This is a genomic window from Parageobacillus toebii NBRC 107807, from assembly GCF_003688615.2.
GTDB classification, from domain to species: domain Bacteria; phylum Bacillota; class Bacilli; order Bacillales; family Anoxybacillaceae; genus Parageobacillus_B; species Parageobacillus_B toebii.
This window is the reverse complement of record NZ_CP049703.1, coordinates 2,965,001-2,978,742: the sequence shown is the minus strand read 5'-3', so window position 1 is coordinate 2,978,742 and position 13,742 is coordinate 2,965,001. Positions and strand designations below refer to the sequence as shown.

The window sequence follows — 13,742 nt, the reverse complement described above, 5'->3', positions numbered from 1 at the left end:
TGATGATGAAGAGGCCAATAATTTTTATGTTAGTGATATCATTTTTATTCTCTTTTATGGTTGGATGTAACAGTAAAGAATCGGGAACAAATTCTGATTCTAAAGTAAAACTGACCGTTTTTAGTACCATTAACGAAGAGGAAGGAAAAAGGGTGTTTAAGGAGATCGTAAAAGAGTTTGAAAAAGAAAATCCAAAAATTAGTGTTGAAGTAAATTTCCCGGGTCAGGAATATGAAAACATTTTAAAAGTGAAAATGGCTGCTAATGATTTGCCAGATGTGTTTGACACACATGGTTGGGCGCAAATTCGCTATGGGAGGTACGTGGCTGATTTAAGCAAGGAAAGCTGGGCTTCCAATTTAACTGATTCGATGAAACCGGTTCTTACGGACAAAAACGGAAAAGTTTATGCTTTACCACTCAATGAAGCAAAAGATGGAATTACTTACAATGCCGATATTTTAGAAAAGTACAATATCGAAGTTCCAAAAACGTTTGACGAGCTGTTAGCCGCTGCAGAAAAGATTAAAAAAGAAAGCAATGGACAAGTATCCCCATTTTATTTTTCAGGTATTGATGCAGCAATGATCGGCCAATTTTTTGACTATTTTGCCACTTCATTATTCATTAGCCCGGAAAAGAACTATGCGCAAGATTTATTAAATGGAACCTTTGATTGGTCAAAATGGACTTATCTTCCGGAAAAATTCAAAGAAATATATGATAAGGGTCTTATGAATAAAGATGTGTTGACGGCAAAATATAGCGATTTGCCAAGGCTGTTTGCAGAAGGAAAAGTTGCTTTTGTAATGATGGGACCAGCATTTGTAGAACAAGCAAAAGAAATCAATTCGAATTTGAAAGTAGGGTATATGCCGGTTCCGGCGATTGTTAAGGGAGATGAACCGACATTCTCTGGAGGAGAAAGATTTACGTTAGCTGTGTGGAAAGACTCCCCACATTTAGAAGAAGCAAAAAAATTAATTAATTTCTTTGCGAAGACTGAAAACTTAAAGAAAATGGCAGAAGCTACTAAGCTTCCTGCTGGTGTAAAGGGGGTTAATGCTGATTTAGGAGAGCTTACACAATATTACGAGAAATATGCTAACATTCGTGTATTTCCTTATTTTGACCGCGTGTACTTACCAAACGGTATGTGGGATGTGATGTGCACAAATGGTCAAGAGTTGATTGCTGGTTCGATTACACCGAAGCAATTCTCGGAAAATATGGAAAAACAATTTCAACGTCTACGAGAGCAACAAAAGAAATAATAGGTTGTTTTATAAAAGCAGGGTCTGACCGAATAGTGTTCAGACCCAATGAAATAAAATGTATTAGCGATTCCCGAAAATGGCAAAGCGTAAAGCAAAGAAGGGAAGAGTGGTTATGAAAACAGAAGCACGAGCGCAAATTTCATTCGCTAAGAAAAGTTTACGTATGAAAAAGATATCCTCGCCAATTTGGTTAAATATTATGTATCTTCCTGCTCTATTGTTGTTTATCATGTTTATTTTTTACCCTTTCTTGAGAGGATTGCAAATTTCTTTCACCAACTGGGATGGCTTTTCACAAACGTATGATTGGATTGGGTTGGATAACTATAAACGAATGTTACATGATCCTAATATTGGAACTATTATAAAAAACACGCTTATTTATGGAATCGGAAGTACATTATTTCAAAATGTAATAGGATTAGCATATGCTCTTTTGCTTAATAGAGAAATCAAAACAAGAGGAATTACACGCACTATAATTTATTTACCAGTGATTATCAGCCCACTCATTATGGGATATATTTGGTATTTCTTTTTTCAGTATGATGGGGGAGCATTAAATGATATCATCCTTTTATTTCATGATAAGCCATTAAATATATTAGCAGATCCACAATGGAATGTTTGGATTATTATGTTTGTCAATACGTATCAATATTTAGGTATTGCAATGGTTATTTATTTAGCAGGATTACAAACGATTTCAAGAGATTTTTATGAGGCAGCACAAATTGATGGTGCTTCGTCATGGCAGCAGTTTAAGCATGTGACTCTTCCAATGCTAATGCCATCGATTACTATTAACGTTGTGTTAAATTTAATTGGAGGTTTAAAGCTTTTTGATGTGATTGTTTCACTGACAAAAGGTGGTCCAGGATACGCGTCCCAGTCGTTGTCGACAGTCATGTATAAATATTATTTTGCAAGTATGGACGCGGGTTATGCTGCCACACTTGGCAATTTGATGTTTGTGCTGATTTCGGTCATTAGTATTACGGCACTAATTTATTTAAGAAGAAAGGAGATCGCCGGATGAAAAAAAGCAAAAAAGTATTGCTCCTTATAACGATTCTGATTAGTATCATCCACCTGATTCCTTTTTATCTATTGATAACGGTCTCCTTTAAACCAGTTGATGATTTAAGTTCAAAATGGCTTCCACCAGATACATTGTATTTCGATAATTTTACCAATGCATGGAAGGAAGCAAATCTTGATCAAGCTTTTTACAATAACATTGTGATTACGGTAATCTCCGTTTTTTTAGTGGTGTTTTTAGGTGCATGTGCTTCTTACCCACTAGCAAGGTTTAAAACCCGCTTAAATAGATTTATGTTCTTGTTTTTTATCTCAGCGATGATTGTCCCGCCGCTTACTATTCTCGTTCCTCTTTATAAGTTTATTGTAGATATTGGTGGCTTAAACCAACCGTGGGCGATTATTTTATTGCATGTTACGTTTAACTTGCCAATTACGATTTTTCTATTTACAGGGTTTATCAATACGATTCCAAGAGAATTAGACGAGGCAGCTATGATCGATGGTATGAGCAGATTTTCATTGTTTTTTCGCATCATTATGCCTTTACTAAAACCTGTTACTGTAACTGTGATAATTTTAACGGGTGTGAATGTATGGAATGACTATCAATTTTCTGTATTTTTCTTACAAAGTTCTGAATCACATACACTTACTGTAGCTTTATCTTCTTTCTTCTCGCAATATGTAAACAATGTTGGGTGGGTTGCTGCAGGGTCACTACTCAGCTCATTGCCGATCATTATTTTGTACTTGTTCTTGCAAAAGTACTTTATTAGTGGATTGTCGTCTGGTGCTGTAAAAGGGTAATAAGTGTATTTCTTAAATAAAAACAAATGGAGAAGGAGAATGGAGATGGGGATTGTATACAATCATGCAACAAAAACCTTTCACCTACAAGCGAACGATACAAGCTATGTGATGCAGATTGTTCGATCAGGATATTTAGCCCATCTTTACTGGGGAAAAAAGATTAGAAATGTGAATGGATCGAGAAAGCTTAAGTTTTTGGACCGCCCGTTTTCCCCAAATCCCGACCCGTCTGATCGCACGTTCTCATTGGATACATTGCCGCAGGAATACCCAACGTACGGCAATACCGATTTTCGCACACCGGCATATCAAGTGCAATTGGAAAACGGGTCGATGATTTCGGAGTTGCGTTACAAAACGCATTGGATTTATAAAGGAAAACCGAAGCTAGAAGGGCTACCGGCCACCTATGTAGAAAACGAAAATGAAGCCGAAACGTTGGAAATTCTCTTGGAAGACCAGCTTATTGGTTTGCATGTTACGCTGCTTTATACCGTATATGAAAAATGGAATGTGATTACGCGTTCTGTTCGTTTTGATAATAATGGTTCTGAGTGTATTAAACTGTTGCGGGCGCTAAGCATGAACGTAGATTTTCCTCATGCTGACTACGAATGGTTGCATTTGCCGGGAGCGTGGGCAAGGGAACGGGCGGTGGAAAGACGGCCGCTTGTGTCTGGAACACAATCAGTAGAAAGTCGCCGCGGCGCCAGCAGTCATCAACATAATCCATTTATCGCTTTGCTTCAAAAAGGAGCAAACGAAGATTATGGGGAAGTATACGGTTTTAGCCTCGTGTACAGCGGCAATTTTCTTGCGCAAATAGAAGTCGACCAGTTTCGCACGGCGCGTGTATCCATGGGAATTAATCCGTTTGATTTTACGTGGCTGTTAGAACCAGGCGAGTCGTTTCAAACACCTGAAGTTGTCATGGTGTACTCAGATAAAGGGCTAAACGGGATGTCGCAAACATACCATCAGCTATATCGAACTCGTTTGGCGCGCGGAGTATATCGGGATCGCGAGAGACTAATTCTTATTAATAACTGGGAAGCGACGTATTTTGATTTTAATGAAGAAAAAATTTTGCGCCTTGCGAAAACAGCGGCAGAATTAGGAATTGAGCTATTTGTGTTAGATGACGGTTGGTTTGGCAAACGCGATAATGACCGCAGTTCGTTAGGAGATTGGTTCGTCAATAAACAGAAGCTGCCAAATGGACTAGAAGGGCTGGCAAAAAACATTAACCAAATGGGCATGCAGTTTGGTCTATGGATGGAACCGGAAATGGTTTCAGTGGACAGCGAGCTGTATCGGAATCATCCGGACTGGTGCCTTCATGTGCCGAATCGTCCGCGTTCCGAAGGGAGAAATCAGCTTGTGTTGGACTATTCCCGCAAGGAAGTGTGCGATTACATTATTCAAGTTGTGTCCGATGTGTTGGCAAGCGCTCCGATTTCGTATGTGAAGTGGGATATGAACCGCCATATGACGGAAATCGGTTCTGCCGCCCTGCCTCCGGAACGGCAGCGCGAAACGGTGCACCGTTACATGTTAGGGTTATATCGGGTGATGGAGGAAATCACTTCACGTTTTCCGCATATCTTATTTGAAAGTTGTTCCGGCGGTGGAGGACGGTTTGACCCGGGGATGCTATATTACATGCCGCAAACATGGACGAGTGATAATACCGACGCTGTTTCGCGTTTGAAAATCCAATACGGTACAAGTCTCGTTTATCCGATTAGCGCTATGGGCGCTCATGTGTCAGCTGTTCCGAATCATCAAGTTCATCGCATCACCTCGCTGGAAATGCGCGGGCATGTGGCGATGTCGGGAAACTTTGGCTATGAACTGGATTTGACAAAGTTAAGCGAAGAAGAAAAAGCCATTGTCAAGCAGCAAGTCGCATTTTATAAAGACATTCGCCGTCTTGTGCAGTTTGGAACGTTTTACAGAATACTAAGCCCATTTGAAGGAAATGAAACGGCATGGATGTTTGTAGCGGAAGACAAATCAGAAGCGTTTGTCGCCTATTTTCGCGTGCTGGCGGAAGCGAATGCACCGCTGTCGTTCTTGCGGCTTAAAGGGCTGGATCCAAATAAAGATTACGAAATCACCGGAAGCGGAGAAGTGTACGGCGGCGATGAACTGATGTATGTGGGACTGAATGTTCCGGAGCGCCGCGGCGATTTCATCAGCGTCATTTGGCATTTAAAAGAATCACATTAATAAAGTAAGACCGGTGTCTAGAATGCGGCTAGACACCGGTTTCTAGTTGAGAGAGTCTTTCTAAAATCCGCCGCTTCCGATACAGTATTTTCCCTGTTTCAGCGATATCTTTAATAAAAGCTCTATTAAACACCGCGCCAAAAATAATGCCGACAATTGGAACAAATTGAAACAGCTTTTTCCAGCTGTATTGGTCACGGAATGTCATCATCACTTCGCGCCATCCTTGGATTTGGGAAAAAACTTGCCGATGCTCGTTGGAAAATGACGTAAGCTCGTCCAAAATCGCTTTTTTGCCGACAATATCAGCGGAAGTAAATTGTAAACATTTCACAATAAAAATACGTTCTTTTTTCTCTTTCGGGTTATAACCGTAAACAATGGCGATTTCCTGTAATGTTTTTAACGCAAGACCGAGCAATGCCGGAATGTCAATGGCAAGTGTCAGTATTCCACCGACGCCTGTCGTTGCCCCCTGGTATTGCGCGAATGTTACTCGCGATTGAATCAACTCATCACAAACGCGGTCCATTGTCGCAAGCGGCAGATGTGCGGCTTGTTGCACCGTTGCGACGTGGAGTTTCTCTAATATTTTTTCTTCATTGACAAGATATTGCCCGCCTGTTTGTATATAACTTCCCAGTTCGTCAAGCAATTGCCCGAGTTTTTTATGTACGATGCTCGGTGTCAGCTGATCAAGTACTTTAAACGGCAGCCGTCCAAGCTTTTCCCAAAACCATAAATCTTTTTGCTCTTGTTCCCAGCGGTGGATTGATTGCAGTTCTTGTTCTAATACTTGTTTTGTTTCCATTGGATAACCCCCTTATATATAAGATGATGGAATAAGCTACTTCTTATACGTGTTCCAAAAAGAAAATGTTTCTTTTTTTATTGATCAATAATAAAAATTTTACTAAAATATTTACTAAAGGTATATTTAGGGGGTATCATTCATGATCACCAATTTAATAAAAACGTTTACTGAATTATTTGGAGGCAGAAATGAAGAAATTCGTATTTTCTTCGCGCCAGGCCGCGTGAATTTAATTGGCGAGCATACGGACTATAACGGCGGGCATGTGCTGCCGTGCGCTTTGGAAATTGGGACGTATGCGCTTGTGCGAAAAACGGCACATCCGTTTATCCGCTTTTACTCGAAAAATTTTCCGGAAACAGGGATCATTACCGTATCTTATGACGACCTATCCTATCAAGACAAGCATGGATGGGCAAATTATCCAAAGGGAGTTATTGCTGCGTTTCAATCGTTTTATCCGATCGAGACGGGACTTGATATTTTGTATTATGGAACGATCCCGAACGGTGCCGGGTTATCGTCTTCCGCTTCGATTGAATTAGTTACGGCGGTGATGATGAATGAGTTATTCGAGCAGCATATCGATATGCTCGAACTTGTGAAAATGAGCCAAAAAGTAGAAAATGAATATGTCGGCGTCAACTGCGGCATTATGGATCAATTTGCCGTCGGAATGGGAAAGCGAAATCATGCGATTCTCTTAAATTGCCAAACGCTGGCATACCGCTATATTCCTGTGGCGTTCAATCATTGTTCGATTGTCATCGCAAATACGAATAAAAAGCGCGGTTTGGCCGATTCAGCGTATAACGAACGAAGATCGACGTGTGAAGCTGCTTTGTTGAAATTAAAAGCGCAGCTAAATATCGAGTCGCTTGGCGAGCTGACAAGCGAGCAATTAGAACAGTATGATCACCTTCTTTCTCCAATCGAACAAAAGCGGGCACGCCATGCCGTGACGGAAAATGAACGAACGATAGAGGCGGCTACTGCGTTGGAAAAAGGAGATTTGGCGCGCTTTGGCGAGTTAATGAAACAATCCCACATTTCGCTGCGCGATGATTATGAAGTGACAGGATTAGAGCTTGATACGCTTGTTGAAGCGGCGTGGAACCACGAAGGGACGATCGGCGCCCGCATGACTGGAGCTGGTTTTGGCGGCTGTACCGTAAATATTGTAAAAGATGAGTTTATTCCTTCTTTTATTGAGCAAGTAGGGAATGAATATGCGAAAAAAATTGGCTATGAAGCTAGTTTTTATGTTGTGAAAATTGGTGATGGAGCGAAAGAAATAACGGGAGAAAAGGAGATGAGCGTATGATTCTTGTCTGCGGCGGCGCAGGCTATATCGGCAGCCATGCGGTATATCGCTTAATCGAAAAGGGAGAAAAGGTCATTGTTGTTGACAATTTGCAAACAGGGCATCGGGAGGCGGTTCATCCGGAAGCGACCTTCTATCAAGGGGATATTCGCGACCGCGCGTTTTTGCGCGATGTATTTCGTAAGCATGAGATCGATACGGTGATTCATTTCGCCGCCAACTCCCTTGTCGGCGAAAGTATGCAAGAGCCGCTTAAATATTACGACAATAACGTTTACGGTACGCAAGTATTGTTAGAAGTAATGAACGAGTTCGGCGTGAAACAAATCGTCTTTTCCTCGACAGCGGCGGTGTATGGGGAACCAAAACAAATTCCAATTGTGGAAACGGATCCAACGCTGCCAACCAACACATATGGAGAAACGAAATTGGCGATGGAAAAAATGATGAAATGGGTCGATCGTGCTTACGGAATTCGTTACATCTCTCTTCGTTATTTTAATGTCGCGGGGGCATACGGGACGATCATCGGCGAAGACCATAATCCGGAAACGCACTTAATCCCGTTGATTTTAAAAGTGCCGCTTGGGCAGCGGGAAGAGATTCATATTTTTGGAGATGATTACGATACGCCTGACGGCACCTGCATCCGCGACTATATTCACGTTCTTGATTTAGTCGACGCCCATATTTTAGCTGTTGAAAAATTGCGAAGCGGTGCGGAAAGCAACGTTTATAATTTAGGAAACGGCAGCGGATTTACCGTAAAAGAAGTCATCGAAGCAGCTAGAAATGTAACAGGCCATCCGATTCCGGCACGCGTCATGGCGCGGCGCCCGGGAGACCCGGCGAAGCTCGTCGCATCCTCGGAAAAAGCTAAACGTGAACTCGGCTGGGAGCCGAAATATACATCGATTATTGATATTGTCGCTTCCGCATGGGAGTGGCATCAAGCGAAACCGAACGGATATCGAGGTGTGTGACGGTGGCAGACATTTTTGAAGCGTTAGAACAGCTCATCCAATACGGGATCGCAAACGGACTGATTCATCGTGAAGATATCGTTTACACGCGCAATCGCCTGCTCGCGGCGCTGCAGTTAGAGGAGTGGAAACCAGTGGAGGTAAAGGATGTGTCCTTTTCCTCTCCTTCACCGATATTAGAGGCCATTTTAGATTGGGCGTACGAAAATGGCCGCATCAAGACGAATACGACGACAGAGCGGGATATATGGGACGCCAAGCTGATGAACTGTTTAATGCCGCGTCCATCCGAAGTGATCCGTGAATTTTATGCCAAATACAATAAAGACCCGAAACTAGCAACCGACTGGTTTTATTCTCTTAGCAAAGCCTCCAACTACATTCACACAGCGCGGATTGCGAAAAATAAACAATGGAAAACGAAAACAGAATACGGAAAGATTGATATTACGATCAATTTATCCAAACCAGAGAAAGACCCGAAAGAAATCGCCAAATTAAAAGACGCGCCGGCATCTTCGTACCCAAAGTGCGTGCTATGCAAAGAAAATGAAGGATACGAAGGAACGTGGCATCATCCGGCGCGCTCTAATCATCGCGTCATTCCTCTTACGTTATTAGACGAGAAGTGGTATTTCCAATATTCTCCATATGTGTATTACAATGAACATTGCATCGTGTTCCATGCTGAGCATGTGCCGATGAAAATGGAACGAAAAACATTCGCGCGCTTGCTTGATTTCATCGAAAAATTTCCGCATTATTTCATCGGCTCGAACGCTGATCTGCCGATTGTCGGCGGCTCGATTTTAGCGCATGATCATTTTCAAGGTGGAAACTACACGTTTGCGATGGAAAAAGCTGAAATCGAAGAATATGTTTCTTTTTCTTCTTTTCCGTCACTTGCGGCAGGGATCGTCCGCTGGCCGATGTCAGTCATTCGCCTTCGCGGCAAAAAAGAGGAAGTGCTCGAAGCGGCTGATGTCATTTACCGGACGTGGCAAACGTATAGTGATCCGAGTGTCGATATTTATGCCAAAAGCGGTACTACTTCGCACAACACCGTCACGCCAATCGCGAGACGGCGCGCCGGTTTATTTGAAATGGATATCGTTTTGCGCAATAATCGGACATCACGTGAACATCCATACGGGATTTTTCATCCTCATGAAGAATTGCATCATATTAAAAAGGAGAATATCGGTTTAATTGAAGTGATGGGGCTTGCCGTTTTACCTGGAAGACTTGCGAAAGAATTGGACATATTAGCACAATATCTTATTCAACATACGAAAAAAGAGGATTGGGACCCAGCGTTGTTAAAACATTGGGACTGGTATGAAGAAATTCGCAGCAAATATACAGACATTACGAAAGAAACCGTGTTGGATATTTTACAGCATGAGGTAGGGCAGCGATTTATTACCGTATTAGAACACGCTGGTGTTTTTAAACGAACCAAGAGAGGAAAACAAGCATTTCATACTTTTTTACGGAAAGTGCAGGAGAAGTTGTCATGATTCGGGAAGGAACGTTCAAAGGACTAAAAAGCATCATTTTGGAAAACAATTACATAAGAGCCGTGTTTTTGCCGGAGTACGGCAGTAAACTCGCTTCGTTAATCGATAAAGAAACGAATAAAGAATGGTTGTTTCAAGCAAAAAGTGATACGCTCACCATACCGAGTTACGGCGCTGTTTTTAGCGACTATGATTCTAGTGGATTCGATGAGGTATTTCCAAGCATCGATGCTTGTTTTGATCCTGTAACGGGAAAGCCGATTCCTGATCACGGAGAAGTATGGGCGCTTCCGTGGGAATATCGTTTGGAAGGGGAGACGGTTGTTTTTACTGTCAAAAGTCCTGTTTTCCCATATACGATGACAAAGCGAGTTTGGTTAGAAATGAATCGACTTTGTTTTGATTATGCGGTCACCAATGATGGCGACACACGATTTTACTTTATTTGGACCCCTCATGCGCTTTTGCGATGTGACGAATATACAAAAATCGTCGTTCCTGACAGTTTGACCAGCGTAATGACCGTCGAACATCAGACGGAACATCTTGGCGAATGGGGAACAATTCATCCGTATCCCGTTACGATTTCGCGAAAAACAGGGAAACCGTTGGATTTATCAAAAATGGAGCCGCCATCTGCGAACAACTGTGAGAAATTTTATTTTACCGAGCGCGTCCCGAAAGGAATGTGCGGAATCGTTCAAGAAAATACAGGACGCAAACTAATGTACCACTATCCAGCGGAAAAAATTCCGTATTTAGGAGTTTGGAAAACACAAGGTGGCTATCGCGGCGACTATAATTTGGCGCTCGAACCATGCACCGGAGTGTACGATAATTTGTCTGTCGCTTATGCCATTCGGAAAGTTTCATTTGTGGAAGCAAAAGGTGTATTTACATGGTGGTTCCAAATAGAAATAGGGGCAGAATGATATGATCTAGAATATTGGCAAAGAAAATTTATTGTAAAAAACATATGGAGGAAGGGATCTATTTCACCAATGGCGACGTTAAAAGAAATTGCGGAAAAAGTGGGAGTATCTGTTGCCACTGTATCGCGCGTTCTTAATTATGATACAACCTTATCGGTATCGGATGAAACGAGAAAACGCATTTTCGAAGTAGCTCAACAATTGAATTATAAAACATTGCGGGAACGCAGCCAACAAACGAAAGAACGATTTCGATTTGGGCTTGTTCATTGGTACTCGGAACGGCAAGAACTTGATGATCCGTATTACATGGCGATTCGCTTAGGGGTAGAAAAAGAATGTTTTGAACGGCAAATCGAGCTGGTAAAGTTGTTTAAACAAAATGGTTCCTATCCAGGGGAGCGGATGGAAAATTTAGACGGAATTATTGCGGTTGGAAAGTTTGGGCCAAAAGATATAAACGCGTTTGCAGCAAGTACTAAACATATCGTGTTTGTAGATTGTTCGCCAGATGAGCAAAAATTTGACTCCGTTGTCATTGATTTAAGGAAATCAACGATTACCGTGTTAGACTATCTTCTTCAACTCGGCCACAAAAAAATCGGCTATATTGGCGGGCGTGAATATGTAGACGGACAAACACTTCTTCATGATGAGCGCGAAGCAACGTTTTACGAATATTTATACTTGAAAGGAATATATGATTCGCGATATGTATGGACAGGAAGTTTTACCGCTGAAGACGGCTATCGATTAATGAAACAAGCAATCTCTGCAAAAGACATTCCAACCGCGTTTTTTATCGCCAGTGATTCGATGGCGATTGGGGCGCTGCGCGCGCTTCATGAAGCGCAAATTCCAGTTCCTGATGATATATCTATCGTCGGATTTAATGATATTCCGACCGCCAAATTTATCCACCCGCCATTAACAACGGTAAAAGTGTATACAGAGTTTATGGGAGAGACGGCGGTAGAATTGTTAGTAGAGAGACTAACGACGAAGCGAACCATTTGCAAAAAAGTGGTTGTACCAACAAAACTCATTGTTCGAGAAAGCAGTCAAGTTTGTTCAAAAGGGAGCTGTTCAATGTAGCAGCTCCCTTTACTGCATTAGTGAAATTCGATATCAACGCGCTTTTTCGGACTAGATGTTGTTTTTGGAATATGGATATCGAGCACACCATTTTTATATGTTGCTTTAATGTTATCTGTTGCTGCATCCGATGGCAGCGTAATGGAACGTTGAAAACGGCCGAAAAAGCGTTCGCGGCGATGCATTTGTTCTTCTTTAATGTTTTGGTCTCGCTGGATGGTGCCGCTAATCGTTAAAATATTGTTGTGTACGTCGATGTGCACGTCTTCTTTTTTCTCTAGACCAGGGAGATCGCACGATACGACATATTCGTTTTCCGTTTCATGCATATCCATGCGCGGCATCCCGATATGGTCATCCATATGGGTGAAAAGAGAAGGGAAATCGGTTGAAAAAAATCGGCTAAGGTCCTTGCGCATTGTTTCTAAATGGCGAAATGGATCATAAGGGATTAAAGACATAAACAGCGCCCTCCTTTGGATCGTTAATATATTTGTCATCAAATAGTTTGTTTTAGGCAGCGCTGTTTTATACAAAGATTCTGTGAAAGGTTATTGTATAAAGAATGGGACTCCCAAATACGGAAGCCCCTTTACGCTTTTTATATAACCGACTCGCCCATTCGTTTTATTAGGAATAATCGAATAATGTTTTATCTTAAACGAAATGACCTTACTATAAAAAAGCCCATCGAACCGAAAAGGACTATAAGAAATAGAGCTAAATCCCAAGTCCCGAAAGCTATATCGTGTCCATATGCTATTTTTACATCTTTCCAAATGTTGTAAGATATATAAATTAGTATTTCATTTTTTACAACGTTAATCATGATACGTCCATTTTTGTATTGTCGTTCTATGTTTTCTTCTGTTAAACTGACAATATAATTATAAGCGTGAGGGAATTTTTCAAGAATAGTAGGGCCAATCCATAAAACAGCTCCCATAATCGGATGTAAAAAAATTATTCCTTTGCTTCCCCATTTATCTACTTCTCCGAAAAAGTTATAATGCATTGGCACTCGATTTGGCAAGGAAGGCCATTCCATTAATAAGTACAAAACACTTCCAATGAAAAGTAGTAATGAAATGATATTTAGAGCAATTTCTAACGGTGTCTTTTCTATTTTCAATACTGGGCGGTTTTGAATTTCGATTTTTCTCACCTCCTCCTTTTTTCTCATTATCCATTATTATAAATACGGGTAATATATTGTGTTCTCAACAAACAAGAAGCGGGAAGTGAATCTTATGCACAAAGCATTTAAGTTTCGGATCTATCCAACGAAAGAACAAGTGTTACTCAATTAACAAATCGATTGGCTGCAGTCGTTTCGTTTTTAATTACTTCTTAGCCAAGTGGAATGAAGCCTATGAACAAACAGGTAAAGGTCTAACCTATAACATTTGTGCCAATCAGTTAAACCAATTGAAAAAGGAATTGGAATGGTTAAAAGAGGTCGATTCTACCGCACTTCAAAATGTGCTAAAACATCTGGACGATTTTCAAAAAACAGAATAACGTCCACGCTTCAAAAGCAAAAAAATCCTGTTTACAACTTTGCTCTAATTGTGGATATCAAAACAAAGAAGTCAAAACCCTAACCTTGCGGGTGTGGACATGTTCGAATTGTAGAACACATCATGACCGAGATGTAAACACCGCAAGAAATATCTTACAAGAAGGTATGAGATTAATCACTGCTGGACCG

Annotated in this window: 13 protein-coding genes and 1 pseudogene (1 of these 14 cut by a window edge); 11 read left to right on the top strand and 3 right to left on the bottom strand. The window is 41.3% G+C overall.

What is annotated here, in order from left to right; all coding sequences use genetic code 11:
- Positions 1-26 precede the first annotated feature (26 nt).
- The 4 genes from DER53_RS15215 (at position 27) to DER53_RS15200 (ending at position 5,363) form a co-directional block, all read left to right on the top strand.
- Positions 27-1,274: an ABC transporter substrate-binding protein gene (locus DER53_RS15215; protein ID WP_244319613.1), complete on the top strand. Its 1,248-nt coding sequence runs from the start codon at positions 27-29 to the stop codon at positions 1,272-1,274.
- 115 nt (positions 1,275-1,389) lie between these two features.
- The gene (locus DER53_RS15210; RefSeq protein WP_062752647.1) at positions 1,390-2,316 is read left to right on the top strand and encodes a carbohydrate ABC transporter permease; all 927 of its coding nucleotides are present in this window, start codon (positions 1,390-1,392) and stop codon (positions 2,314-2,316) included.
- Positions 2,313-3,128 carry a carbohydrate ABC transporter permease gene (locus DER53_RS15205; RefSeq protein WP_062752645.1) on the top strand — a complete coding sequence of 272 codons (816 nt, stop codon included), beginning with the start codon at positions 2,313-2,315 and terminating at the stop codon, positions 3,126-3,128. Before DER53_RS15210 ends, DER53_RS15205 begins: the two co-directional genes overlap by 4 nt.
- 45 nt (positions 3,129-3,173) lie before the next feature.
- Complete coding sequence (locus tag DER53_RS15200; RefSeq protein ID WP_062752644.1) at positions 3,174-5,363, top strand: alpha-galactosidase; 2,190 nt, start codon at positions 3,174-3,176, stop codon at positions 5,361-5,363.
- A gap of 28 nt (positions 5,364-5,391) precedes the next feature.
- Here DER53_RS15200 and DER53_RS15195 read toward each other — a convergent pair whose 3' ends face one another.
- Entirely contained in the window at positions 5,392-6,174 is a 783-nt protein-coding gene (locus DER53_RS15195) for an EcsC family protein (RefSeq protein WP_062752642.1), read from the bottom strand.
- 142 nt (positions 6,175-6,316) lie between these two features.
- On the opposite strand from DER53_RS15195, the gene DER53_RS15190 reads away from it, so the two are divergent.
- The 5 genes from DER53_RS15190 to DER53_RS15170 all read left to right on the top strand — a co-directional run bounded on the left by DER53_RS15190 (position 6,317) and on the right by DER53_RS15170 (position 12,031).
- A complete protein-coding gene (locus tag DER53_RS15190; protein ID WP_062752640.1) occupies positions 6,317-7,501 on the top strand; it encodes a galactokinase in 1,185 nt (394 codons plus the stop codon).
- Complete coding sequence (gene galE / locus DER53_RS15185) at positions 7,498-8,484, top strand: UDP-glucose 4-epimerase GalE (protein ID WP_062752638.1); 987 nt, start codon at positions 7,498-7,500, stop codon at positions 8,482-8,484. The genes DER53_RS15190 and galE overlap by 4 nt, the downstream gene beginning before the upstream one ends.
- Before the next feature lie 2 nt (positions 8,485-8,486).
- Positions 8,487-10,004 carry a UDP-glucose--hexose-1-phosphate uridylyltransferase gene (gene galT, locus DER53_RS15180; RefSeq protein WP_062752636.1) on the top strand — a complete coding sequence of 506 codons (1,518 nt, stop codon included), beginning with the start codon at positions 8,487-8,489 and terminating at the stop codon, positions 10,002-10,004.
- Positions 10,001-10,936 carry an aldose epimerase family protein gene (locus DER53_RS15175; RefSeq protein ID WP_062752634.1) on the top strand — a complete coding sequence of 312 codons (936 nt, stop codon included), beginning with the start codon at positions 10,001-10,003 and terminating at the stop codon, positions 10,934-10,936. The genes galT and DER53_RS15175 overlap by 4 nt, the downstream gene beginning before the upstream one ends.
- Before the next feature lie 69 nt (positions 10,937-11,005).
- A complete protein-coding gene (locus DER53_RS15170; protein ID WP_062752632.1) occupies positions 11,006-12,031 on the top strand; it encodes a LacI family DNA-binding transcriptional regulator in 1,026 nt (341 codons plus the stop codon).
- Positions 12,032-12,048: 17 nt separating this feature from the next.
- Here DER53_RS15170 and DER53_RS15165 read toward each other — a convergent pair whose 3' ends face one another.
- Together DER53_RS15165 and DER53_RS15160 are read right to left on the bottom strand one after the other, a co-directional pair.
- On the bottom strand, positions 12,049-12,492 hold the full coding sequence (locus DER53_RS15165; RefSeq protein WP_062752630.1) for an Hsp20/alpha crystallin family protein: 444 nt from the start codon (positions 12,490-12,492) through the stop codon (positions 12,049-12,051).
- Between the two features lie 191 nt (positions 12,493-12,683).
- On the bottom strand, positions 12,684-13,196 hold the full coding sequence (locus DER53_RS15160; RefSeq protein WP_062752628.1) for a DUF1648 domain-containing protein: 513 nt from the start codon (positions 13,194-13,196) through the stop codon (positions 12,684-12,686).
- Between the two features lie 85 nt (positions 13,197-13,281).
- On the opposite strand from DER53_RS15160, the pseudogene DER53_RS15155 reads away from it, so the two are divergent.
- Positions 13,282-13,549: pseudogene (locus DER53_RS15155) on the top strand (helix-turn-helix domain-containing protein); the annotation flags it as partial.
- Positions 13,524-13,742, top strand: partial view of a zinc ribbon domain-containing protein gene (locus DER53_RS17820; protein ID WP_082805398.1) — the 5' portion only. 9 nt of this gene lie beyond the right edge of the window; the window shows 219 of its 228 coding nt (coding positions 1-219); it begins with the start codon at positions 13,524-13,526; its stop codon lies off the right edge, out of view. The pseudogene DER53_RS15155 and the gene DER53_RS17820, both read left to right, overlap by 26 nt.